A 24295-nucleotide genomic window follows, 5' to 3' on the forward strand; every position below is an offset into this window, starting at 1 on the left:
CCGTCGCATGTCGACCACGGCGACGTCCGATCGATCGTCGTCGATCGCCCGGATGGACAGGCGAAGGTCAGAGCCCGTCGATGAAGGTCCGCACGGCTGCTGCGGCCTCGGCGGCGGCCGGGTACGTGTGTTCGCTCGCGGGGAAGACGCCCTCGCGCACTTCGCGGGCGTACGCCGCGACGCCCTCGACCATCGCGTCGCCGATGGCGGCGTAGCGCTTCACGAAGACGGGCGCGCGGCCCTCCGTGATGCCGAGCAGGTCGTGTTGAACGAGCACCTGCCCGTCCGCGGCTCCCGCGCCGATGCCGATGACGGGGATGCGCAGGGCCCGGCGGATCTCGTCGACGACGTCGGCGGGCACGGCCTCGATGACGAGCAGGAAGGCCCCTGCCTCCTGCACGGCGAGCGCGTCGCGCGCGACCCGGACCGCCTCGTCGGAGGTGCGTCCCTGGGCGCGGAGACCTCCGAGCGCGGTCGCGGTCTGCGGGGTGAGACCGACATGCCCGACGACCGGGATTCCGGCTTCGACGATCGCCCGGAGGCGGGACAGGCGTGTCGGGTTCGCACCCTCGATCTTGACCGCCTCGGCGCCGGCCTCGTGGATGAAACGGATCGACGTCGCTACCGCCTGCGCGTCGCTCAACTCGGTCGACCCGAATGGCAGGTCGCACACCAGCAGGGGCGTCTGAAGCGCCCGGCGGACGGCTTTCGACAGCATCAGCATCTCGTCGAGCGTCACCGACGTGGTGTCGGGGTGCCCCAGCACCACCTGCGCGCCGGAGTCGCCCACCAACACGAGGTCGACGCCCGCTCGTTCGGCCACCCGGCCCGAGGCGTAGTCGTAGGCGGTGACCATGACCAGAGGCGTACCCGCCGCGGCGAGCTCGCGGAGCCGGCGGAGCGACACCTTCCGGCGGGTCACGCGCCGCTCCTCTCGACGGCGGTGCGGTCGTCGACCGCGGGGTCGAGCACCACGTTGTCGATGAGTCGCACCGTGCCCACCCGGACGGCGAGCGCGAGCAGTGCCGGGCGCGTGACGTCGGTGAGCGGATCGAGGGTGTCGGCGTCGACGATCTCGACGTACTCGTCATCCAATCCGGCCTCGGCGAGCCCCTCGCGCACGAGGGCGGTGAGGCGGTGGGCGTCCCGGATGCCGGAGGCGAAGGCATCCTGAGCCGCGCGGAGCGACCGCGGGACGATCGCTGCGAGCTGACGTTCCTCTGCCGACAACCGCGCGTTGCGGCTAGAGCGGGCCAGGCCGTCGGCCTCACGCGAGGTAGGGCACGTGACGATCGCGACAGGGATGCGGAGGTCGGTGACCATGCGCCGGACGACGACGACCTGCTGGGCGTCCTTTGCGCCGAAGTACGCGCGGTCGGGCTGGACGGCGAGCAACAGCGTGGCGACGACCGTGGCGACCCCGTCGAAGTGGGAACGACCCCGGACGGCGCCTTCGAGCGTCGCGGTGACGGCGCCGCCGACGGAGATGGTCGTGGCGAAGCCCGCCGGGTACATCTCGGCCGCCGACGGTGCGAAGACGACGTGGGCGCCGGCGCTCGCCGCGAGCTCGACGTCGGCCTCCTCGGTACGCGGGTAGGCGTCGAGGTCGGCGGCCTCGCCGAATTGCGTCGGGTTCACGAAGATGGACAGCACCACGGTGGGGTTCTCGACAGCCGCGGCGCGCAGCAGCGAGAGGTGCCCCTCGTGGAGGGCGCCCATCGTCGGTACGAACCCGATTCCTCCGGAGCGGTGAGGTTCGAGTGCGGCGCGCAGCTCGGTGACGGTGCGCACGATGCGAATGGTCACGGGAGGGACTCGATTCGGGGTCGTTGTGCGGTGGCGAGGTCGCGGGTCGCGTCGACGAGCGCGTCGAAGAGCGCCACACGGTCGGGGAGACGCTCGACGACGGCTCGCCGCTGCCGCGCCACGGTGGCGTCGTCGCCGCGCGAGACCGGACCGGTGAGGGCTGCGACCGCTCCGCGTTCCGCCCAGTTGTCGACGGCGGCGCGCACGAGGGGGACGAGGGCCTGTCTGCTGATGCCCGCGGTCGCGGCGAGCTCTTCGGCCACGCCTTCGAGCGTCACGAGGAAGTTCGCGGCGACGGAGGCGGCCGCGTGGTACGCCGCGCGATCGCGGTCGCGCACCTCCACGCCCGTCATCCCGAGGGAGTCGGCGAGAGCCGACGCGATCGCGAAGCTCGCGGCGGTCGTCCCCGCGAGGGCGGCGGTGACCCCTGCGAACGACGCGCCGGCGCCCGTGACCGTCATGAGCGGGTGGATGCTGAAGGCGTCGTGCGGATGGAGGACCGACAGGTCGAGCACCCCCGAGAGGTGCCCCACGGTGCGGCCGGGTGCGATGGCGCTCGCGGCGGTGGCGATATCGGCATCCGGGACCGCGAGCAGCACGATCGCGGCATCCGCGCCCGATTCGCCCCGACCGGCGGGGCCGACGACCGAGACCTGGGCGGCGTGCAGCGCGGCCACGAGCGCGCGTCCCATGCGGCCGTCGCCGACGACGAGAACGGCGCCCGAGAGCATCGGGGCGGAGGAGAGGGGAGGTGATGTCATATTCGTGTGGCGCCGGCCCCTGGGGCGGCTTCGCCGCCTCCCACCGTACGCGCTCCCGCCCACGGTGGAGCGGTGCTCGGGCGTGACGAAGGTCGCGACGATGTCGACGTGGCCGTTGGCGCCGAGGTCGTCGCCGTAGCGGGGGAGTCCGCGCGAGAGCCGGATGGCATCCGCCGCCCGGAGGTCTCGTGCATGAGCCCGATCACGCGGCCGTCGCCGGCGGATCGCCCCGGTGCGCCGACGAGGGAGGCGGGGTCGCGATCGAGTACCGTGCACCGGGGATGCCGTCGTACGCGGCGAGGACGCGCGTCGCGTCGGCTGAGGATCATGGTGGCCCGCGGCGTCATCCGCGCCGTGTTCCCGGGCGAAAAGGAGGCGTCGGAGTGAACATCGGGGAAGTCGCTCGGCTGGTGGGCGTCTCGACGAAGACGGTGCGTCACTACCACCGCGTCGGTGTTCTGCTCGATCCCGTCCGCGACGCGAACGGGTACCGCACCTACGGAGCAGATGACGTCGCACGTCTGTTGACGGTGCGACGCTTGCGCTCCGCCGGGATGAGCCTGCCGACGATAAAAACGGCGCTGGAGGGCTGGGACGATCGTTCCGCGTTCGTCGGGGAGATCGAGGACGCGATTGCGACCATCGAAGCCGACATCCGTCGCCTCACCGCGCAGCGGGCGTCCCTCGGGAGCGCTCTCGGATCACCCGACCCCTGGGCGATGCTGTTGGCGGCCGCTCCCCGGGGTGAGCATGACGCAGCCGGTGACCCCGGGGTCACGCCGGAGCAGCTGTTCGACGCAGCGGTCATCGGTTCGCTGCTCGCCCTCGACCTCCGTCCCCCCGTCCGCCAGCAGATCGAGCAGATCGTCGCCGAGTACGAGCGGTCCCGAACCGGCACGTCGATCGAAGGAGCAGACCTTGCCCGCCTGCACCAGCTCATCGCTGCACTCCCCGATGAAACCGTGGCTCTGGTCGCGGCGCTGACGGCGGAACATGTCGCCCGCGGTGCGCGTCCGGACGTCGATCGCGAACGTGCCACGGCGGAGCTCGCTCGGGTCACGGTGACGAAGTCGTCTTGACCTTGCCCCGCGGCAGGGCGCCACGTTGGGCGCATGACCAATGATCGACGCCCCACGAATGCCTCCACATACCTCGCCATTCCGGGCTCCTCGCGCAGGCTCGCGTTCGTCGAGTGGGGTGATCCGGGCGGCGTACCTGTTCTCCTGCATCACGGGATGCCGGGGACGGCCGCCGATTTCGAGGACTGGGACGGCGCGTTGAGGGAAGCGGGAGCGCGGGGGATCGCCATCGATCGCCCCGGCATGGGTGAATCCGACCGTATGCCGTGGCGCACACTGCGCGACTGGCCGCGCGACGTGGAGGCGGTCGTGGACCACCTGCGGATCGACCGCTTCGTGGTCCTCGGTGTCTCCGGCGGGGGGCCGCACGCGTTGGCCGTGGCGGCAGCGATGCCGGAACGCGTCGACCGGTGCGTGCTCGTCAGCACCGGGGTGGAGATCGGGACCGACGGGCAACAGGACGGCGTGTCCGCGGGAAACCTCCTCGCCTACCGCATCGTGGGAAAGTCGCGGGTGCTCGCCCGCATCCAGGCGTCCGTCCAGGACCGCCTCATCCGAAGGTCTCCCGCGGTCGCGGCTCGGGCCGTGCGACGGATGGTCGAACAGTCGGATGCGCGACTGATCGAGGGCCTGAGCGATGGAGAACTGCTGAAAGGATTCCGGCGCGCCACCGAGGGTGGGACGGGAGGGGTCGCCGACGAGATCCTGCTGCACGCCCAGCGATGGCCCTTCTCCCCGGAAGACCTCACCCGGCCGGTCGTCATCTGGCACGGCGTCGAGGACACCCTGTCGCCCCACCGGGGAGTGCAGACGCTGGCACGCAGGCTCCACCACGCCAGCCTGTCGACGATCCCCCACCGCGGACACCTGCTCGAATCGGTCCCCGAGGTGAGGGAACGCATCATCGACAGCGCCCTCCCGCGGACGCCTCGTGCGTGACGAGCACGACCGACAGCTGAGGCCCGCGGCATCCTCGTGAGCACGGCCCGAGTGCGAAGACGGAGGTCGCCGCCGCCGCCGCAGCCCGGGGATCCCGACCGTCAGTGCTTGTGCAGCACAGCCCACGCGATGAGGCTGTCGAGGCGTCGGATGTCGGCTCCCTTGGTGACCTTCACCTTGATGTGCCCGACCTTCGTCCACAGTTCGATCTCGGCATCGCGGTCGAGGAGACCACCCGCGTTCTCTGACGACCACATCTCGATGGCCGAGTACGGCAGCGAGTAGATCTCGACCTTGCGTCCCGTGATGCCCTGCGCGTCGCGGACGATGAGCCGCTTCGTCGTGAAGGTCGCGGAGTCGCGGAACGTCTGGAACGACGCCACCGCCTGCTCGCCCTCGACGAGCAGCGGCGCGATGTCGCTGGGAGTGGGGATCTCACGCTGGAGGGTCCACGAGAGGATTTGGCTGTTTTCGACCACGGGGAGGCTCCTTCATCCGGCGCCCATCCTGGCGCGTCGTCTTCACGGTAGCGGGACGGCCGCTCGCGCAAGGAGGCCGAGGCGGGACAGAGTCCTCAGCCGCCCGGTCCGGACGGGTCGATCGGGGCGCCGTCGCCGTCCTCGGGCAGATCGCCGCGCTCGACCGGTTCGCGCGCCAGGGTACGGCTCGTGTCAGACCCGCGGCTGCTGCTGCGTGATGCAGTGGATGCCGCCCCCGCGATCGAAGATGGGGCGCGCGTCGACCGTGACGACCCGCCGCCCTGGGTAGGCATCGGCGATGATCTCCGCGGCGCGTGCGTCCGCGGCCGCGTCACCGAAACCGCAAAGCACCACGCCGTCGTTGGTGACGAGGTGGTTGATGTAGCTCCAGTCGACCCAGCCGTGGTCGTCGCGGAGAGTCGCGGGTGCGGGCACGCCGGTGATCGTCACCGAGCGGCCGAGGGAGGCGAACGCGTCCGACAGCTCGGCGCGGACGATGCGCGAGACCTCGTGGTCGGGGTGCGTGGCATCCGTCTGCTCGTGCACGAGAACGTGATCGGGCGAGGCGAAGGTCGCGACGATGTCGACGTGGCCGTTCGTGCCGAGGTCGTCGTAGTCGCGGGTCAGTCCGCGCGAGAGCCAGATGGCATCCGTCGCTCCGATCGTGCGGGCCATCTCGGCCTCGACGCGGGCGCGGTCGGCGAAGGGGTTGCGGCGCGGGTCGAGCTGCACGGTCTCGGTGAGCAGCACGGTGCCGGTGCCGTCGACGTGCAGGCCACCGCCCTCGGCGACGAGGAGCGAGTCGATGCGTTCAGCGCCGAGGTGCTCGGCCACGACGCGGGCGATGCCGGCCGAGGTCTGCCACTCGGCCCAGTCGGGGGCGCCCCAGCCGTTGAAGATCCAGTCGACGGCGCCGAGGACTCCCGGGCGGTCGGGGTCGCCGACGAAGGTGGGCCCGATGTCGCGCATCCAGAACTCGTCCAGGGGTGCCTCGACGATCTCGATCTCGGCGGAGAGCATGCGCCGGGCGCGGGGCAGCTCGGTGGGGTCGACGACCATCGTCACCGGCTCGAACTCCGCAACCGCGTGCGCGACCTCGGTCCAGGCCCGGTAGCCCTGTTCGCGGTGCTCCGTACCGTCGCCGAGGGTGACGCCCTCGCGGGGGAAGGCCATCCAGGTGCGCTCGTGCGGGGCGGTTTCGGCGGGCATGCGCCACATGTCGGTCTCCTCGGGGTGTGATGGGGGTCGGGCCCGGCGGCGGGGGATGCCGGGGCGGGCTCAGAAGCCGGTGGTGAGGACGCGGTCGAGGGCATCGACGAACACGTCGACGGAGGCCCGCGTGACGACCAGCGGCGGCTTGATCTTGAGGACGTTCTGGAAGTCGCCGGTCGGCTGCATGATGACCCCGAGCTCGAGCAGCCGGTCGCAGATGGCCGCCGTCTCGGCAGTCGCGGGCTCGAGCGTCTCGCGGTCGCGCACGAACTCGACGCCCAGGTAGAGGCCCGACCCGTGGACGGTGCCGATGAGATCGTGCTTCTCGCCGAGCTCCTCGAGGCGTCGCTTGAGGTGCCCGCCGACGACCCGCGCGTTCTCTTGCAGTCCCTCCCGCTCGATGACGTCGAGCACGGCCATGCCGATCGCGGCCGATACCGGCGAGCCCCCGGTAGAGGAGAAGAAGTACCCCTGGGTGCGGTAGCGGTCGGCGATCTCGCGGCGCGTGATGACGGCACCGAGCGGGTGCCCGCCACCGATCGACTTGGCGACGGCCACGATGTCGGGCACGGCTCCCTGCTGCTGGAAGCCCCAGAACCACTCGCCGAGCCGGCCGTAGCCGACCTGCACCTCGTCGGCGATCGCGAGACCGCCATGGCGACGGATCGCGGCGTACACCTCCGTGAGGTACCCGTCGGGCAGGGCCACCCCGCCGGCGTTGCCGAAGTACGTCTCGGCGATCATGCCCGCGGGCGGACGACCGGATGCCGCGAGCTCGTCGATGACGGCGACCGCTTCGGGCGCATAGGCTGCGGCATCCGCTCCCCGGTGCTTTCCGCGGTAGGAGTTCGCGGCATCCACGGTGTGCACCCACTCCGGTCGGGTCTCGAGGGCGAAGGGGTTGTCGGCGATCGAGGTCGACACGGCATCGCTGGCGTACGTCCAGCCGTGGTACGCCTCGCGCATCGCGACGATGTCGGGGCGGCCGGTCGCGGCCATCGCGAGGCGGATCGCGAGGTCGGTCGCCTCGGACCCGGAGTTGACGAAGAAGACCGTGTCGAAGCCCTCGGGCAGGGTCGCCGCGATCCGGTCGGCGTAGTCGGCGATCGCGCGGTAGTGGAAGCGCGAGTTCGTGTTCAGCAGGTGCATCTGTCGGGAGCCCGCGGCGACCACGTGCGGGTGCGCGTGACCGATCGAGGCGACGTTGTTGACCATGTCGAGGTAGACCCGGCCGTTCACGTCGATCAGGTGCTCTCGCCACCCCCGCTCGATGCGCGGGGGAGCGGCGTAGTAGTGCTCCTGCACCTCGGCCAGCACCTGATGGCGGCGCGCCAGCGAGTCGTCGGCGACCGGGACGGGGGCGGGGGCGCCGATCGCGACGCCGGGGTCACCGGCCGCCTCGCGCCATGCCGCGGCGAGGGCGGGCGTGACGCGCTCGGGCGGGAACGTCCCGTCGAGACCGCGACGAAGCACCAGGCGCGTGCGGGCGGGCAGGGTGGGGGATGCCGGGTCGGAGACGCCGGTGATCCTAACGGACTCCCGGCCCGAGGCCCAGACCAGGTCGTCGCCGTCGCGCCGTGTCCCACCCGGGGCGAGGGTAGTCGGCTCGGCGAGCCACACGGTCACGCCGGTCGGGATCGTGGCGGCCGTCGAGGGCAGGGGGGTCGTGGTCTCGGTGAGCTGGGCCCGCCAGGCCGGAACCGTGACCATCGCCGCGCCGGCATCGAGCGCCTCCAGGGCGGCCGCGTCGAGCGTGCCGGCATCGAGCCAGGCGCCGGCGTCGTTGAGCGGGGATTCGGTCGTCGCGTCGAGCTCGACAGGGCGACCCGCCGGCAGCAGCGGGGCGGCGCCCCACCCCGGCCCGCTCGCCGGCGGGCGACCGAGGGCGGATCGCGTGGCGGCCGTGATCACCGGGATCGGGACGGATGCCGCCTGCACGAGGATGCGGAACTCGCGATCGAGTCCGTCGGTGGCGTAGGCGTTCTCGTCGTCGAGGCGCACCTGGGCGCGACCGCTCAGCACGAGCACGGCACCGCGGAGGATCACGAGCGGCCAGAGCGCCGTGATCTCGTCGTCGCCGAGATCGCGGAGGCGGTCGAAGGCGCGGATGGCGGGCAGCGCCGCCTCGGGCGAGGCGCCGTCGTGGTGCAGCACCGACGACACGGTCGTGGCGATCTCGCCGACGCGCCAGGAGGAGCACACGTCGCCGAAGTCGATGACGGCGTCGGGCACGAGTGCTCCGTCGGCGCGCAGCACGTTGTCGTCGGTGACGTCGAAGTGCCCCGCCTGGATCGGCAGGGTGTCCTGCACCGGCGCGAGAGCCGCGCGGGCGGCGTCGGCGGCGCTCTGCACGATCGCGCGCACCTCGGCATCCGGTTCGGTGGGCAGGAGGGTGTCGATGACGCGACCCGCGTGACGCAGGTCCCACTGCAGGACGCGGCCGCTGGCCGGGTGGGTGAAGTCGGCGAGCGAGCGGCTCACCGCCCCCGAGAGGGCGCCCATCCCCTCGACGACGGCGGGGGAGAGGTAGCCGGAGCCGTTGAGGGTGCTCCCCGCGATGTTCTCGATCACGCGGGCGTGGATGCGCCCCTGCGACGACTCCCACCATGCCGACATCGCTCCGCGGGGGCCCTCGACGAGCTTCGGGATGCGCAGGTGGGGGCTGCGGGCGGCGACGGTGGCCGCCGCGGCATCCTGCATGTCGATCTCGGCCTCGCTGAACACCGGGTTGCTGAGCTTGAGCACACCCAGCGGCTCCGCCGAGCCGCGCCGGAAGACGCGGAAGTTCTGGTCCTGCTGACTGCCGAGTGCGCGCAGGTCGACCTCGACGCCGAAGGTCTCGGCGAAGAGGCGCTGCACCTCGTGGTCGCGGAGGGTGGGGGTGGGCAGATCGACCTGGGAGAAGTAGTCGAAGACGGCGGTCGTGTCGGTGGTCATGTCGGTTCCTCGAGAGACGCGGGATGTCAGAGGGAGGCGTGCGGGGTGGTGGCGACCGCGCCGACGACGGCGCCCTCGGCATCGCGGGCAACGACGACGACGAGGGGGCCGTAAGGGGCGACCCATTCGCTCACGGCCTCACCGTAGGTGCCGGGGGCCACCTCGGTCGAGCCGCTCACTCGATCACCCTCGCGCGACGTCTCGACGCGGACGCCGTCGACGTAGGCGACCACGTCGGCAGTGCCACCGGTCACCGTGGCCGTGACCTGGACGCGGGCGCCGTCGATGAAGACCTCGTCGATCGTGACCGCGAGCGTGCCCTCCGCGGCGGGCATCGGCGCGGGGAACAGCGCCTCGTGGGCCAAGGCGGGGGTGCGCTCCGGCGTCGTGCGGCGCTCGCGGAGGGCGGCCACAGCCGCCCCCAGCTGCACGAGCCGGGTGTCGCTGTACGCGGGGCCGGCGATCGTCAGGCCCACCGGCATCCCGGTGTCGTCCATCGTGCCCATCGGCACGGTGACGGTGGGGATGCCGAGGTGCCGCGGCACGAGGTTGCCGTTGGAGACCCACACGCCGTTGCGCCACGCGATGTCGGCCGAGGCGGGATTCACGTCGGCATCGGAGGGGCCGACGTCCGATTGCGTGGGGAAGATCACGGCGTCGTAGCCGCCCTTCGCCATCCATTCCTCGAAATCGACGCGGCGCGTGTGCTCGAGACCGCGCAGCCCCGCTTCGAGGCTCGCCACCTCGCGCCAGTCGGGATGCCATTCGCTCGCGCGGGTGACGTACTCGCCGATGTCGTACGAGATGTCGTAGTGCCATATCCCGTAGCGGTCGGCGAGAGCGCCCGGGGGATGCGGGAAGATGCGCGCGGCGTCGACGTCGGCGAGGCTGTCCAGCTGCGGGTCTCCGTTCTGGTGGAGGAACGTGTCCGTCGCCCACACCGCCAGGTCGCCGACCTCGTCGTCGAGGAACTGCCGGGTGACGAAGCCGCGGTCGAGGAAGTCCTCGTCGCCGGGGTGCAGTTTCTCGTAGCGGTCCACGACGGGGAAGTCGGTCTCGACGACCTCGGCGCCCGCGGCTTCGAGATGGTCGCGGAGGTCCGCCCACAGCCGCATGACGCTGTCGCGCGTGACGATGGGCGAGGCGTTGTCGGGGTCGCCGTTCACGTAGATGCGGGGGACGGCGAACCGCAGCCCCGCGAGCGGCAGGGGAGCGAGCTCGGCGAACGATGCGGGCCGCACGTCGGAGGGTCGGGGGAGGGGGATCCACGGCTGCGTGCGCCACAGGTCGCCGCCGGTGTCGGGGTCGTCGGCGACCACGGCATCGAGCACGTGACGAAGGTCGGCCATCGAGCGCGTGTGCGGAACGACGACGTCCATGGTCGGCACGAGCGGCCAGTTGCCGCGCACCGAGATGACGCCGCGCGAGGGGGTGTAGGCGACGAGCGCGTTGTGCGAGGCCGGCGCGCGCCCCGACGACCAGGTCTCCTCGCCCAGGCCGAAGGCGCAGAAGCTCGCCGCGGTGGCCGTCCCCGAGCCGTTGGAGGAGCCGGAACCGAACGCCGAGGTGAGGTAGGCGGCGTTGTAGGGCGACTCGGCGCGGCCGTAGACCCCGCGCTGCATCCCGCCCGCCGCCATGGGCGGCATGTTCGTCAGCCCGAGGAACACCGCACCGGCGGCGCGGAGCCGCTCGATCGCGAACGCGTCGCTCTGGGCGATGAGGTCTCGGAACGCGGGGGATCCGGATGCCACGGGCAGGCCCTCGACCCGGTAGCTGTCCTTTGCGGTGAAGGGGATGCCGTCGAGCGGGCCGCGCGCCTGACCGCGGGCGCGACGCACGTCGGAGGCGCGGGCGTCATCGAAGGCGCGGGGATCGAGCACGGGCACGGCGTTGAGGCGGATGCCGGAGCGGTCGTACGCCCCGATGCGGTTCAGGTAGCGAGCGACGAGCTCGACGCTGGTGACCTCGCCGGCGTCCAGGGCGGCGCGCAGCTGGTCGATGTCGGCTTCGACGACGGTGAGGGCCTCAGCGGTCATGGCGGTAAACATACACTGTTTGTTTTAGGAGGGCGAGGGGTAAGTTAGGGCCTCCCGTCCCGACCCTTGGAGGCCGTCATCGCCAGACCGTCGAAGCCGCTGCTGAGTCGCGATCTGATCGCGTCCACGGCTCTCGCGCTCGTCGACCGGCACGGCCCCGACGGCGCCAGCATCCGTCGCGTCGCCGCACGCCTGGGTGTCAATCCGGCGTCGCTGTACAACCACGTGCCGAACCGGGCCGCGATGGTCGAGGACGTGCGGGCTCTCGTCTCGGCCGCCATCGATTCGCGCCCCTTGCGCGAGCTGCCGTGGGAGCAGGCGCTGCGCGCGTGGGCTCAGTCGTACCGTCGGGCGTTCGCCCGCCACGCTAGGGCGATCCCGTTGCTGATGACCGAGCGCGCCTCGTCCCCCGTCCTGCTGGCGGGGTACGAGGACTTCGCGATCGCCGCCGAGGCCGCGGGCTGGACGCCGCGCGATGTGCTCCCGTTGCTCACCGCCTTCGAGTCGTTCATCCTCGGGAGCGTGCTCGACATGTCGGGCCCTGCGGTCGTGTTCGATCCGACCGGGCAGGAAGAGGACTTCCCCCGCTTCGCCGCCGCGTTCGACACCCTCGTCGACGAGGACCCCCTCGACCCCGTCGCCACGCGCGCATTCGAGCTCGGACTCGACATGCTGATCTCCTCATCGCGACCGCGCTGACGCCCGCGAGCCCGCGGCTGGTGCCGGTGGACCATCCGCGGCGCCCGAGGCAAGAGCTGGCCTCGGGACGTCCGCGCCTGACACGATGCGCCCATGGATGCCACGACCGACGACACCGCCCTGCCCCCCGATCGGCCGCGCATCGATCCGCGTCGCCCGGTCGCCCTCGTCGTCGGTGTCATCGCGACGGTGCTGTTCGTGGCCCTGCGATTCGCGGTCGCACTGGGTGGGGCCACCCCCCTGCCGATCGATCAGGCGTGGGACGACGCCATGGCGGCCCTCGCCACCCCCGTCGGGGTGATCCTCGCGTGGGTGCCGGCGATCGTCGGCGGAACGATCGGCATGATCGTCATCGGAGTCGCCACGACGATCGTCTTCCTGATCGTGCGCCGCCCGTGGGATGCGCTGAACGTCGCGGCATCCATCGCCCTGGTGGTGCTGATCGGGGCGCCCCTGGCAGCGGTGATCGCCCGCAGCCGCCCCATCGACTCCCTCGCCGAGACGATGGCGACCTCCTTCCCCTCGGGTCATACCGCGGTGGCGACCACGATCGCGGTGACCCTCGGGCTCATCCTGCGTCGCCGGTGGGTGTGGGCCGTCGGAGTGGCCTGGGTGGTACTGATGATGTGGAGTCGCACCTACCTGCACGCGCACTGGTTGTCGGACGTCGTGGCCGGCTTGCTCGAAGGCGTCGCGGTCGCCACGCTCGTCTGGGCGCTGATCGACGTGTGGCGCGTGCGGCGCGCGCAACGCCCTCACGCCCCCGCCGCGTGAGCGCTAGGGTGCCCGCATGACTTCCGCTACCGCAGCTGCCGACAAGGCTCAGGACTCTACGGCGTTCCGGGCGACCGCCCGTGCCGGCTACGTCGTCCTGGGCGTGCTGCACCTGCTGATCGGCGTGATCGCCGTCTCGATCGCGACCGGAGGAGGCGGCGACAGCGCCGACCAGAGCGGCGCCCTCCAGCGGGTTCGCGATGCCCCGCTCGGCACCGCGCTGCTGTGGGCGATCGTGGTGGGGCTCGCGGCCCTCGCGGTGTGGCAGATCGCCGAGGCGATCGTCGAGCGCGACCCGGATGCCAAGAAACGATGGGCCCATCGTGCGAAGTTCATCGGCACGGCGGTGGCGTACGTCGCTATCGCGGCGACCGCCTTCACCCTGGCGACCGGCGGGAGCTCGGAGTCCGCGGAGTCGTCCAAGACCGTGAGTGCCCAGATCCTCGCCATGCCCGGGGGCGTGGTGCTGCTCGTCGTCGTGGGACTCGGCGTGGCCGTGATCGGCGGAGCCTTCGTGGTGCGCGGCATCACACGCGCCTTCGAGAAGCACATGTCGATTCCCGGCGGAACGGCGGGTCGTGGCATCCGGGCCTTCGGCACGATCGGATACGTTGCCAAGGGGATCGCCGTGGGGGTGGCGGGCATCCTCTTCATCGTCGCGGCCGTCACGCACGATCCGAACGCCGCCGGCGGCATCGACGCGGCTCTCCGGTCGCTCGCGGCCCTGCCGTTCGGCCAGATCGTCCTGTGGATCGTCGGGGCGGGACTCGTGGTCTATGGGCTGTTCTGCTTCGCCCGAGCGCGCTACGCCCGGATGTGAGGACTGACCGGCCCGCCTTCTTCGGCGCACCGGACTCCGACCTCGACGGCACGGTGCCCGCGCACCTCAGGTCATGTCGCCGGTGCGCACGGCCGGTCCCGGTCCGTACCGCAGGGCGACGGCGCCCGCCGGCCCGGACGCGGGCGGCTCGAGCAGGGTGAGCCCGCGAGCGACGCCCGAGTCGGGGAACAGTCGCTTGCCCGCGCCCAGCACGATCGGGTAGACCAAGAGGTTCAGCACGTCGAAGAGGCCTTCCGCCACCAGGGTGCGCGCGAGGTCGATGCTGCCGACCACGTGCACGTCACGGTGGCGAGCTCGCAGTTCGGAGATCGCCGCGGTCAGGTCGGTGTCGATCAGGTGCGAGTTGTGCCAGGTCAGCTCGGGCGTGCCGCGGGAGGCGACGTACTTCGGGAGGGCGTTGAAGATGCGGGCGATCTCGCTCACCGGGCCGTCGTCGGTGAAGGTCGGCCAGTACGCCGCGAAGATGTCGTAGGTGCGCCGACCGAGCAGGAGCGCGTCCATGCTCCGGATCCCCGCGATCACCCGCTCCCCGACGACGTCGTCGTCGATCGGTGCCTGCCACCCCCCGAACGCGAAACCGCCGGAAGGATCCTCGTCCGGCCCCCCGGGTGCCTGCATCACCCCGTCGAGCGTGCTGAACAGGTCGATCTGCACCCGTCCCGTCGCTGCGTCTGACATCGCAGACCTCCTCGTCACCGTCGGCACGATGGCCGGTAGGGCTCATGCTCGTCCTCCGCCGCGGGGGAGTCAACGACCCCTCCCCGGCTGCCCGCGCTCGACCTCCGAGCGGGAGCTCGACCCCGACCGCTCCCGGCTCACCACGCAATCCCCGGCGACATTCCAGGCGCGACGGGTATGCCGGAAGTCCATCCGTGCACAGGAGGCCTCATGTCGACCCTCGATCCCCGCTCCGTCGCCGGCCCTCGCCGCGGCGGGATAGCCCTCGGCATCACCCTCACGCTCCTGGCGGTCACGGGGTGCACGGGCGAACGGCAGGCGGATCCTGCCGCCCTCGCACCCGCGTCCTCGTCTCCGGCGGGCGAGGTCACGGTGCCCGCCAGCCCCGACGCCTCAGCACCCGGGCCCCTCGTCCCGACGGGTACGCCCGAGGTCGTGGCATCCGGGTTCACGACTCCGTGGTCGGTGGCCTTCGTCGGTGAAACGGCACTGGTGAGCCAGCGCGACACGGGCGAGATCCTCGAGATCACGGACGGGGGCACGCGGATCGTGGGGGAGGTCCCCGATCTTGCGGCCCGCGGAGAAGGCGGGCTGCTCGGTATCGCGCACGCCGACGGCTACCTCTACACGTACGTGACGATTCCCGGGGGCAACCGGGTGATGCGGTTCCCGCTCGAGGGAACACCCGGCTCCTTCGCCCTCGGGGCGGCGCAGACCGTGTTCGATGGCATCCCCTCGGCGAACATCCACAACGGCGGGCGCATCGCCTTCGGCCCCGATGACCAGCTCTACATCACGGCGGGCGACGCGACCGATCCCGACACCGCCCAGGATCCGAACACGCTGGGCGGCAAGATCCTGCGGGTGACTCCCGAGGGGGAGGTGCCCGCCGACAACCCGTTCCCGGGGTCGCCGGTGTGGAGCCTCGGGCACCGCAATCCGCAGGGGATCGGGTGGGATGCCGCGGGCACGATGTACGCCTCGGAGTTCGGGCAGGACACCTGGGATGAACTGAACATCATCGAGCCGGGGGCCAACTACGGCTGGCCCGAGGTGGAGGGGATCGGCGGGCAGGCCGGTTTCGTCGACCCCGTCCAGCAGTGGGCGCCCGCGGATGCCAGCCCCAGCGGTCTCGTCGTCGTCGACGGCTCGGTGATCATCGCGAATCTCCGCGGTCAGCGGCTGCGGGTGGTCCCCACCGCCGATCCCTCGAGCGCGCAGGAGTTCTTCGTGGGCGATTTCGGTCGCCTGCGCGATGCCGTGGTGTCGCCGAGCGGCGATCTCTGGTTCGTCACGAGCGACACCGACCGCGCCGGCGGAAGCGACGACGAGATCCTGCGCGTGCCGCTCGCCGCGGGCTGAGGTCACAGGCCCGCGACGACGCGTCTCACACTCTCTCGCGCGAGGCCCGGGGGCAGCAACCAGAACGGGCAGCTGTGTGACGGTACGACCACCTTTTCCCACACGCCTCTGCAGATCAGTGCGCTCACGAACGTCAAACAGCTATCGGGGTGCAACGGAGACGACTGGCTGAACGACAACGGAATGGCGTTGAAGAACGACGGGACTGTCTGGACCTGGGGCTCGAATCTGGCCGGCCAACTCGGCGACGGCACCACCAATGACCGGCACTACCCCGGTCAGGTCGCGAACCTCAGCGGCGTGAAGGAGATCGCCGGTTCCATCGGAGCGGCCTACGCCTTGCTCGACGACGGACGCGTAGCCGCCTGGGCGAAGACGGGCATCGACGGGATCGGGTATACCAGGACTCCGAAATTCTTCGCTCCCAGCCGGCCGGTTGCCAAGATTCGCGCCTCGTTGCACAACTGGCACCCCTCCGCGCGCTCTCCCTCATCACGGAGTGATGGCGCACCGACCGACATCGAAGGGCACCGGTCCGACGACCTTTCATCGGATCGCAGCTGTTCCACCGTCGAGTCACCGTCCTGACCTCACGCGGACTGGCGACGTCCGTTCCGGCGCTATCAGGCCGCGCTGGGAGCCGAGATGATGTCGACGACCTCGCGAGCTCGAAACGCCATCACGCCGGGTACCTCCCGCTGCTCCAGGATGCCCAGATCGGTGAGCTTCTTCACGGCGTTGCTGACCGCTTGGTAGGTGAGGCCCGTCGCGTCTCTCAGATTGGGAATGTTGACGAATGGGCGACCGATCAAGAGATCTGCGATGTCCCGAACCGCGCCCCTTGCGCCGGCAGCCCGGAGTCGCTCATGGTAATCCGTTTGGAGTTCGAGGAGCAGGCGGATCCGTTCGGCCGAGTCGACTGCAGAAGCCTCGATGCCTTCCGCGAAGAAGGCGACCCATGCGTCCCATTCCCCTGTGGAGCTGACCTGGGCGAGGAGATCCTGGTAAGACCCCCTCCGCTTCTCGAACCAGGGGGACACACTCAAGAGCCCTTCGGACAGCACCCCGAGGCCGACCAATTGCAGCACGATCAGCAAGCGCCCGATGCGGCCATTGCCGTCGTTGAAGGGGTGCAAGGTCTCGAACTGATGGTGGGTCAAAGCCGCGGCAACGATGGGATCGATGCTGTCGTCAGCGCTCTGCATCCACGTCATGAGGTCTTGCACCCCGGATTCGAGCTGTGCGCCGCCGGGCATCGGGATGAAGCGAGCGTCAGTCACGCGGCCGCCACGGCTGCCGATGACCACCTGGATCCGTCGGATCCGACCAGCCTCGTCGGTGTCGGCAGACGTCCCCTGAACGAGCGTTCGGTGAAGATCGCAGAGCAACCCGACCGTCACAGCGCGTTGTTGCTGGACCCATCGGAAGCCGTTCTCCGCCGCGCTCACATAGTTGAGTACCTCGTTCAGGGCTGCCGACCGTTCGCTCCCCTGCATGACGTCAGCGGCGAGAACGTCCTCCAGAGGTGCATACGTGCCCTCCAGTGCCGACGTACTCTGCGCCTCTCTGCGGAGCGTTGGTTGGCGGAGCAGGCCCGGGTTGATCACGAGGAGTGAACCCTGCTGCAGACGGCCAAGTGCACGGTTGGCCCGCGCCACCCGGTTCCAGGTGGCCGTGCTCAGCGTTGGTGGAGCGCTGAGCGGGTGTGCGGCGAAGGCGACATGCTCGTAGTGCTCGCCTCTCCCGTCCGTTCCCGTGATCGGAAGAAGCGCGCCGATCGGACTTGTCGCGAAGCGTGAGCGGTGCATGGCTCCCTTTCAAGCGCAGTTGACTCCGCCGCGCTGATAGTCAAGTAAATCGCGATCTACTTGAAGCTACAACGATGTTATTAAAGTCGAAATCAATCCTGCGGCCACTCAGGGTGTCGACATGGTCTCGCGCGCCCCCAACGAGAGAAAACCGCGACTGCGCCCGCGGCATCCGCCCCGGCCCCGTCGCCGGCAACTTTGCCGCGGGACGCAAGTGGCCGATCTCGGGCGTGAGGGACTCCCGCTCCGGGCGACCAAAATGCGCGCTTCCCCCGGAAGTCCTCCCGCAGTCATCTCTGCCGCAGTGCCATCGCGTCGATGCCCCAAAACCTCCGGCGAAGTTCTCCCCGGCGCGTCGTCAGAAGCCTCGAGGGGCTGAGCCCCGGGAGATCAGCCGAACGGGGATCTGTCTTCGGGGGAGGTCCTTCCGGCGGCGTCCCGCACGACGAGCGAGAACACCGTCTCCACCGCGGGTTCGACGCGGATCTTACGGCGTGAGCACCGTCACGCCCGCCTCCGCCAGCGCCGCCGCCAGATCGGGGGACGGTGGGGCATCGGTGACGAGGTAGTCCGCCCTCTCGAGCGGAGTCACCTGCGCGAACAGCCGGCGGTCGAGTTTGCTCGAGTCGGCGAGGATGACGGTGCGATCGGCGCGTTGAATCATCTCGCTCATCATCGTGGCGTCGCCGAGATTGCTCGTGGAGTACCCCGATGCATCGACCGCACCGACGGCGATGAGGGCGTAGTCGCAGCGGATGTCGACCTCGGTGGTGTTCGAGGTCATCGCGAGGGTGACCGGGCCGGTCGTCGCCTGCGTGATGGTGCGGACGGCGCCGCCGAAGATGAAGAGGTCGCGGAAGACGGTGGGGGAGATCTCCGCGGGAATGCGCAGGTTGTTGGTCGCGATCGTCAGGTTGCGGTGGTTGCGCAGCGCGCGGGCGACGGCGAGCGTCGTCGTCCCGGCGTTGAGCATCAGAACCGAGCCGTCTTCGACCAGGTCGACGGCCAGGGCGGCGATGCGTTCCTTCTCGGAGATCTGCATCTGCAACCGGACGTCGAGACCCCGGTCGCGGCCGGGCACCGACATCGCACTCACCGCTCCTCCGTGCGTGCGCACGACGATCCCCTCTCGGTCGAGTTGATCGAGGTCGCGGCGAACGGTGTCGATGGAGACACCGAAGTGCGAGGCGAGATCGACGACGGTGACCTGCCCGGATTCGGCGACGTATGCGGCGAGCTCGGCCTTCCGCCCGGCCGGCAGGCGCCTCTTCGTCGTCACTGTGGCTGCGTCCATGCCGTCATCTCTAGCACAGAGCAGCACGGGAAGCCGCATGAATTCCGGAAAAACAGCACGGAACAGCAGCAAAACCGCGACTTCTGCGTCTCTAAGCGCACTTCCGTGCCGCAATAGTCACGAATCTGCATCGGGCGCTTGACCACTCCGGCACAGGAGCGCATACTCATGCTTAAAGATGCAAGAACGCGCAGAACAGCGCGAAATGCAGCAGATCTCAACGAGGAGAAATGATGGACAACAGCGGGCGTCGGCGTCGGAACGCCATCAAGCTCGTCGGTGTCGCAGCAGCGGCCACGACCCTCCTGGCGATGGCGGGGTGCTCGTCGAGCGGCTCCGCTCCCGCCGCAGACGGAGACGTCACGATCGAGTTCGCCCAGTGGTGGGAGCCCGAGCTCGGCGATGGCGAGTTCCGCGGTCTCATGGACCAGTTCGAGCAGGAGAACCCCGGCATCAAGGTCGACCTCGTCAGCGGCCCCTACGCCTCGACCAAGGAGCAGCTCTTCGCCGGGGCCGCGTCCGGAACCATGCCCGACGTCGTCGGTCTCGACGGCGCGTGGGTCAGCGACTTCGCCAACCAGGGCGTGATCGCCGACCTGACGCAGCTCATGAGCGAGGCGGGATACGACGACAGCCAACTCGCCAGCCAGATCCAGGTCGACGGCAGCACGTACATGATCCCGGTCGTCAACTTCGTCTACCCCATGTTCACGAACGACGCGTTACTGGCGCAGGCGGGCGTCAGCGCACCACCGTCGACGCGCAGCGAGTTCGCCGACGCGGCCAAGAAGATCAAGGCGCTCGGCACCGACGCGTCGGGCTGGGTCCTGCCGCTGTCGCTCGAGGCTCCCAACGGCGTCCAGAACGACGTCATGTCGTGGGCATGGGCCTCGGGCGGGTCGATGCTCAAGGACGGCCAGCCCGATCTCACCAATGCCGATGTGACCTCGGCCACCGACTTCATCCAGCAGCTCTGGAAAGACGGAGTGATCGCGCCCGGATCCTTCACGATGAAGGAGCAGGACAAGGTCGAGGAGTTCACCAACGGTCGGGTCGGCATGATGATCGACTCGCTCGCGCACATCAACCTCATCCGCGAGTCCAACCCCGACCTGACCTTCTCGATCTCGGCGATCCCCGCCGAGGACGGCTTCTCGGGTGAACGCGGCATCCCCTACGCCTCGTGGGGCATCGGCGTGGCCGAGAACTCCGAGCACAAGGACGCCGCGTTCAAGCTGGTGCAGTTCCTGATGGGCACCGACGTCAACAGCGAACTGTCGACGATGGCCAAGGCGTTCCCCGGCAACACCGAGAGCGTGCCGACCTTCGTCGAGGACGACGAGCTGTTCAAGACCGCGTTCGAGATCTACAAGGACGGCTACCCCGCGAACGAGTTCACGGGTCTCCCCGTCGCCGAGGAGCTCATGCGCCAGTTCGGCACCCAGTTCCAGGCAGCGCTGGACGGTCAGCAGTCGATGAGCGACGCGCTGAAGAAGACGCAGGACGAATGGACGTCGGAGTTCTGATCCGACCCCGAACCGGGATGCCGCACCGCCCCCACGCGCGGTGCGGCATCCCGCTCATCGAAAGCCGCTCATCATGACCATGCGCACCCTCACACCCCCCGACACCGAGGTGATCGTCACCGGACGACCGCTCTCGCGCCGTACCCGCCAGCTCCGCAAGGCCGGCGAGGCCTACGTCTTCCTGTCGCCGACGCTCATCCTGCTGTTCGTCCTCATGATCGTCCCGATCGTGATGGTGATCGGCTACTCGTTCCAGGACAACGTCATCCTGAACAAGAGCCCCGAGGTCGTGGGCGTCGCCAACTACGTCACGATCCTCACCGACCCGGGCTTCTGGAAGGCGACGGGCAACACCCTCTTCTTCACGCTCACCAGCGTCGCGGCACACCTCGTGCTCGGCCTCTCGTTCGCGCTTCTGCTGAACAGCCGTCTCATCGGCGCGGTCCCCCGTGCGATCTTCCGCGGCCTCTACGTGCTGCCGTGGCTGTTCACCGTCGCCGTGATCGCGGTGCTCTGGCGCATGCTGCTCGCCCCCAACGGCATCGTGAACTTCCTGCTCAACACCGACATCGAATGGCTCGCCTCCCCGGCGCTCGCCCTCGGCACCGTGACCTTCATCAACATCTGGGCGGGCTACCCCTTCTTCATGGTGAGCCTGCTCGCAGGGCTCCAGGGCATCCCGAGCGACCTGTACGAAGCGGCGACGGTCGACGGCGCCAGCCCCGTCCAGCGCTTCTGGAATGTCACGATCCCGCAGCTGCGCCCCATCATCGTCAGCCTCGTGCTGCTCGACCTCATCTGGACGTCGCAGCAGTTCGCGCTCATCTGGCTGACCACGGGCGGCGGTCCCATCGACGTCACCGAGATGCTCAGTACCTACACCTACAAGCTCGCATTCGCGAAGTACGACTTCTCGATGGCCTCCACCTCAGCGGTGCTGGTCCTGGCGATGTCGATGATCATCGCGGTGCTCTACGTCCGCCAGCAGAAGGCGAGGGACTGACATGGCCCTGACCACCCCCGCGCGTCCGCGCGTCACGAGCCCTCCGGCGCGGCGCCGCGGAACCACCACCGTCGCTCGTCGCCGACTCGCCAAGACCGGCGTGTTCATCGGCCTCCTGCTCGGAGCGGTCTTCGCCGCCGGCCCCGTGCTGTGGATGCTGTCGAGCTCGTTCAAATCGAACACGCAGATCTTCGAACTGCCCCCGCGACTGGTCACCGAGACCTTCTCGTTCGACGCGTACGTCGCGATCTTCACCAACCCCGAGACCGTGCGCTTCTTCATCAACAGCTACGTCGTCGCGGGAGCGGTCACGATCCTGACGTTGCTGGTGGCCATCCAGGCGGCCTACGCGTTCAGCCGGTTCGAGTTCCGCGGCAAGCGCATCGTCAACGTGATCATCGTGAGCGTCCAGGCGGTGCCGCCGATCACGCTGCTCATCCCGTACTTCGGTCTCATGGTGGGACTCGGGCTCTACAACACCTACCCGGGCCTCATCTTCACCTACATGGTGTTCACGCTGCCCTACGCGATCATCATGATGACCGGGTACTTCAACACCCTGCCGAAAGAGCTCGACGAGGCCGTCCGTGTCGACGGCGCCGGCTCCTTCACCGCGCTGTGGCGGGTGCTCGTGCCGATCTCCATCCCGGGCATCGTCTCGGTGGGCATCTACACCTTCATGATCGCGTGGAACGAGTTCCTCTTCGCGCTGACCCTCACGCGCACCATCGACATGCGCACCGTGCCGATCGGCATCCAGTTGCTCATGGGGCAGCACTCGTACGAGTGGAACCAGATCATGGCGATGAGCATCCTCGGCTCGATCCCGGTGCTGCTGCTCTTCCTCTTCTTCCAGCGCTTCTTCATCAGCGGCCTCACGGCCGGCTCGGTGAAGAGCTAGCCACCCGACCCCACCCAACAAGGAGAATCTCCGTGCTCTACACCGGCAAGTCCATCCTCGACGTGGCGAACGCCCACAGCTTCGCCATCCCGGCCTTCAACATCAGCGATTGGGCGATGTTCACCGGGATCATGGACATCAGCGAAGAGAAGTCCGCTCCGGTCATCATCGCCGTCCACCCCGACGAACTGTCGCACATCACCGCCGACCTCATCCCGGCGATGCACGCCCGCGCGCACCGCTCGAGCGTGCCCGTCGCGATCCACTGGGACCACGGCGGAACGTACGAGCAGATGATCACGGCGATCCAGGCGGGATTCACCTCGGTCATGATCGATGCCTCGCTCGAGCCGTTCGAGCAGAACGTCGCCCTCACCCGGAAGGTCGTCGAGGCCGCGCACGCGGTCGGCGTGCAGGTCGAGGGCGAGCTCGGCACCATCGGCGCGAACGACAGCTACGGCGAGTCGGGCGCGGCCGAGATCATCTACACGAACGTCGATGACGCGGTCCGCTTCGTCGAGCAGACCGGTGTCGACAGCCTCGCGATCGCCATCGGCACCTCGCACGGTCTCTACCCGGCCGAGAAGAGCCCGGAGCTGCGTCACGACCTGCTCGAGCAGATCAAGGCCGCGGTCGGCATCCCCCTCGTGCTTCACGGCGGGTCGAGCAACCCGGATGCCGAGCTCCGCCGCGCGGTCGAGCTGGGCGTGAACAAGATCAACATCTCCAGCGACATCAAGGTGGCCTATCACGACCGCATGCGCGAGATCCTCGGCACCGACCGGCGCCTGCGCGAACCCAACGCGATCCAGCCCGAGCCCATCGCCGCGATGAAGATCACCGCGGCCGAGAAGATCGACCTGTTCGGCGCCGCCGGCAAGGCCGACCTCTACTGATCGGACGGTGATCGGCGTCATGGCAGAAGACCTCGTCCTCGGGCTCGGCGGCACCGTCGACTACGAGATCCGGTGGGATGCCGCGGTGCTCTCCGCCCTCGCGCGGGAGCACGGCATCCACCTCGGGGAGCTGACCACCACGACGCCGATCATCGACGAGCGCGCCCTCGTCGTCACGGTGCTCGCCTTCCTCGCCACCGGCGGGGGAGGCGAGCGCTTCGTGCTGTCGTCGGAGATCGTCGAGCGCTTCGCGTCGCACTTCGCCGTCGAGGTCACCCTCGGGGGCACGGGGGTGCGGGCGGGGATCGCGCTCGACCGCATCGGCGTTCCGACGGTGCAGCATCTTGTGAGCATCGACGACAACGTGCGTCGGCTCCTTCCCGCCTCGATGCGTGTCGTCTCGTCCGCAACGCACGACACCCTCGACCCGCACCTGATCGTGCAGTACCCCGAGGGCACCACGGTCCACCTCACGGATGCGGCGGTGACCGCCCCGGCATCCAATCGCCTGATCTTCGCGAACGACGCCCCCAACCGCGAGATGGCGATCGCCGACGACCTCGGGGACGCGCTCGCCCACGCGGCGGCCTTCCTCGTCTCGGGTTTCAACACGATGCAGGATGCCGCCCTGCTCGAGCGGCGTCTCGTCGACCTCGAAGCGGCGATGCGGCGTCTTCCCGCCGACGCGCTCGTCTACTACGAGGACGCCGGGTTCTATCAACGGGAGCTGTCGATGCGCGTGCGCGCGCGACTGCTCGACCGCATCGACGTGTACGGAATGAACGAGGACGAGCTGCAGGAGTACCTCTCCCGTCCGGTCGACCTGCTCTCGCCCGACGACGTCGTCGTCGCTCTCGCCGAGGTGCACGGTCTCATCCCCGCCCCGGCGCTCGTGGTGCACACGAAGTACTGGGCCATCGCGGTCGGCCCCACCGCCGTCCGGCATCGGGTGGGCCTGGAGAGCGCGGTGCGCACGGCCGCTGCACGCTACCGGTTAGGTGACGCCTGCACGGCCGCCGACCTCGACGACACCGCGCGGCTCCCGCGCCATGGTGGCGGCGCGGCCGTCGTCGCGGCGGCCGAGAGCAGGCTCAGCGCGGCCGGCGTGCCCGCCTACGTGGTCGACACCGCGCACCCCACCACGATCGGCCTGGGCGACACGTTCGTCGGAGGCTTCCTCGCAGCCGTCCCCGCGGCCGCGCGGATCGCGACCGCTGCAGCCCTGGAGCGCGCGCTCGACGCCGCGTCGACCGCGCGCTGACCG

Annotated in this window: 21 protein-coding genes and 1 pseudogene; 12 read left to right on the plus strand and 10 right to left on the minus strand. The window is 69.7% G+C overall.

Annotated elements, in window-relative coordinates; all coding sequences use genetic code 11:
- Positions 1–67: 67 nt before the first annotated feature.
- The 3 genes from panB to MT347_RS01145 are packed head-to-tail and all read right to left on the minus strand — an operon-like array spanning position 68 to position 2567.
- Positions 68–922: a 3-methyl-2-oxobutanoate hydroxymethyltransferase gene (gene panB / locus MT347_RS01135; protein ID WP_243497241.1), complete on the minus strand. Its 855-nt coding sequence runs from the start codon at positions 920–922 to the stop codon at positions 68–70.
- Positions 919–1800 carry a pantoate--beta-alanine ligase gene (gene panC / locus MT347_RS01140; protein WP_243497987.1) on the minus strand — a complete coding sequence of 294 codons (882 nt, stop codon included), beginning with the start codon at positions 1798–1800 and terminating at the stop codon, positions 919–921. Before panC ends, panB begins: the two co-directional genes overlap by 4 nt.
- Positions 1801–1802: 2 nt before the next feature.
- Positions 1803–2567, minus strand: a complete 765-nt coding sequence (locus MT347_RS01145; protein ID WP_243497242.1) for a DUF2520 domain-containing protein — start codon at positions 2565–2567, stop codon at positions 1803–1805.
- 383 nt (positions 2568–2950) lie between these two features.
- On the opposite strand from MT347_RS01145, the gene MT347_RS01150 reads away from it, so the two are divergent.
- Positions 2951–3646: a MerR family transcriptional regulator gene (locus tag MT347_RS01150; protein ID WP_243497243.1), complete on the plus strand. Its 696-nt coding sequence runs from the start codon at positions 2951–2953 to the stop codon at positions 3644–3646.
- A 33-nt stretch (positions 3647–3679) separates the two neighbouring features.
- Complete coding sequence (locus MT347_RS01155) at positions 3680–4585, plus strand: alpha/beta fold hydrolase (RefSeq protein WP_243497244.1); 906 nt, start codon at positions 3680–3682, stop codon at positions 4583–4585.
- Positions 4586–4686: 101 nt separating this feature from the next.
- On the opposite strand, the gene MT347_RS01160 is transcribed toward MT347_RS01155, so the two are convergent.
- From MT347_RS01160 to MT347_RS01175, 4 genes and pseudogenes are all read right to left on the minus strand, one after another.
- Positions 4687–5064 carry a PH domain-containing protein gene (locus MT347_RS01160; RefSeq protein ID WP_243497245.1) on the minus strand — a complete coding sequence of 126 codons (378 nt, stop codon included), beginning with the start codon at positions 5062–5064 and terminating at the stop codon, positions 4687–4689.
- A gap of 192 nt (positions 5065–5256) precedes the next feature.
- On the minus strand, positions 5257–6282 hold the full coding sequence (locus MT347_RS01165; RefSeq protein WP_243497246.1) for an agmatine/peptidylarginine deiminase: 1026 nt from the start codon (positions 6280–6282) through the stop codon (positions 5257–5259).
- 60 nt (positions 6283–6342) lie between these two features.
- Positions 6343–9213, minus strand: a complete 2871-nt coding sequence (locus tag MT347_RS01170) for an aminotransferase (RefSeq protein WP_243497247.1) — start codon at positions 9211–9213, stop codon at positions 6343–6345.
- 362 nt (positions 9214–9575) lie between these two features.
- Positions 9576–11249 (minus strand): annotated as a pseudogene (locus tag MT347_RS01175) (amidase); the annotation flags it as partial.
- A gap of 66 nt (positions 11250–11315) precedes the next feature.
- Between MT347_RS01175 and MT347_RS01180 the strand changes: the two are divergent.
- From MT347_RS01180 to MT347_RS01190, 3 genes are all read left to right on the plus strand, one after another.
- Positions 11316–11948 (plus strand): TetR/AcrR family transcriptional regulator, encoded by a 633-nt coding sequence (locus MT347_RS01180; protein ID WP_243497248.1) that lies wholly within the window; start codon positions 11316–11318, stop codon positions 11946–11948.
- Positions 11949–12041: 93 nt separating this feature from the next.
- The gene (locus MT347_RS01185; protein ID WP_243497249.1) at positions 12042–12722 is read left to right on the plus strand and encodes a phosphatase PAP2 family protein; all 681 of its coding nucleotides are present in this window, start codon (positions 12042–12044) and stop codon (positions 12720–12722) included.
- Positions 12723–12738: 16 nt separating this feature from the next.
- Positions 12739–13542, plus strand: coding sequence for a DUF1206 domain-containing protein (locus MT347_RS01190; RefSeq protein ID WP_243497250.1), 804 nt, complete (start codon positions 12739–12741; stop codon positions 13540–13542).
- 66 nt (positions 13543–13608) lie between these two features.
- On the opposite strand, the gene MT347_RS01195 is transcribed toward MT347_RS01190, so the two are convergent.
- Positions 13609–14241: a dihydrofolate reductase family protein gene (locus MT347_RS01195; protein ID WP_243497251.1), complete on the minus strand. Its 633-nt coding sequence runs from the start codon at positions 14239–14241 to the stop codon at positions 13609–13611.
- A 210-nt stretch (positions 14242–14451) separates the two neighbouring features.
- On the opposite strand from MT347_RS01195, the gene MT347_RS01200 reads away from it, so the two are divergent.
- Together MT347_RS01200 and MT347_RS01205 are read left to right on the plus strand one after the other, a co-directional pair.
- Complete coding sequence (locus MT347_RS01200; protein ID WP_243497252.1) at positions 14452–15603, plus strand: sorbosone dehydrogenase family protein; 1152 nt, start codon at positions 14452–14454, stop codon at positions 15601–15603.
- A 183-nt stretch (positions 15604–15786) separates the two neighbouring features.
- On the plus strand, positions 15787–16191 hold the full coding sequence (locus MT347_RS01205; protein WP_243497253.1) for an RCC1 domain-containing protein: 405 nt from the start codon (positions 15787–15789) through the stop codon (positions 16189–16191).
- A 35-nt stretch (positions 16192–16226) separates the two neighbouring features.
- Here the strand turns inward: MT347_RS01205 and MT347_RS01210 are convergent, their stop codons facing one another.
- Positions 16227–17411 carry a Fic family protein gene (locus MT347_RS01210; RefSeq protein ID WP_243497254.1) on the minus strand — a complete coding sequence of 395 codons (1185 nt, stop codon included), beginning with the start codon at positions 17409–17411 and terminating at the stop codon, positions 16227–16229.
- A 487-nt stretch (positions 17412–17898) separates the two neighbouring features.
- Complete coding sequence (locus tag MT347_RS01215) at positions 17899–18705, minus strand: DeoR/GlpR family DNA-binding transcription regulator (RefSeq protein ID WP_243497255.1); 807 nt, start codon at positions 18703–18705, stop codon at positions 17899–17901.
- A gap of 230 nt (positions 18706–18935) precedes the next feature.
- On the opposite strand from MT347_RS01215, the gene MT347_RS01220 reads away from it, so the two are divergent.
- The 5 genes from MT347_RS01220 (at position 18936) to MT347_RS01240 (ending at position 24292) form a co-directional block, all read left to right on the plus strand.
- The gene (locus tag MT347_RS01220) at positions 18936–20231 is read left to right on the plus strand and encodes a sugar ABC transporter substrate-binding protein (RefSeq protein ID WP_243497256.1); all 1296 of its coding nucleotides are present in this window, start codon (positions 18936–18938) and stop codon (positions 20229–20231) included.
- A gap of 73 nt (positions 20232–20304) precedes the next feature.
- Positions 20305–21234, plus strand: a complete 930-nt coding sequence (locus MT347_RS01225) for a carbohydrate ABC transporter permease (protein ID WP_243497257.1) — start codon at positions 20305–20307, stop codon at positions 21232–21234.
- Position 21235: 1 nt separating this feature from the next.
- Positions 21236–22135, plus strand: coding sequence for a carbohydrate ABC transporter permease (locus MT347_RS01230; protein ID WP_243497258.1), 900 nt, complete (start codon positions 21236–21238; stop codon positions 22133–22135).
- Between the two features lie 32 nt (positions 22136–22167).
- Positions 22168–23031: a ketose-bisphosphate aldolase gene (locus MT347_RS01235; RefSeq protein ID WP_243497259.1), complete on the plus strand. Its 864-nt coding sequence runs from the start codon at positions 22168–22170 to the stop codon at positions 23029–23031.
- Positions 23032–23050: 19 nt separating this feature from the next.
- The gene (locus MT347_RS01240; RefSeq protein WP_243497260.1) at positions 23051–24292 is read left to right on the plus strand and encodes an ADP-dependent glucokinase/phosphofructokinase; all 1242 of its coding nucleotides are present in this window, start codon (positions 23051–23053) and stop codon (positions 24290–24292) included.
- Positions 24293–24295: the final 3 nt, after the last annotated feature.

It is taken from the genome of Microbacterium sp. VKM Ac-2923 (assembly GCF_022815605.1).
Lineage (GTDB): Bacteria > Actinomycetota > Actinomycetes > Actinomycetales > Microbacteriaceae > Microbacterium.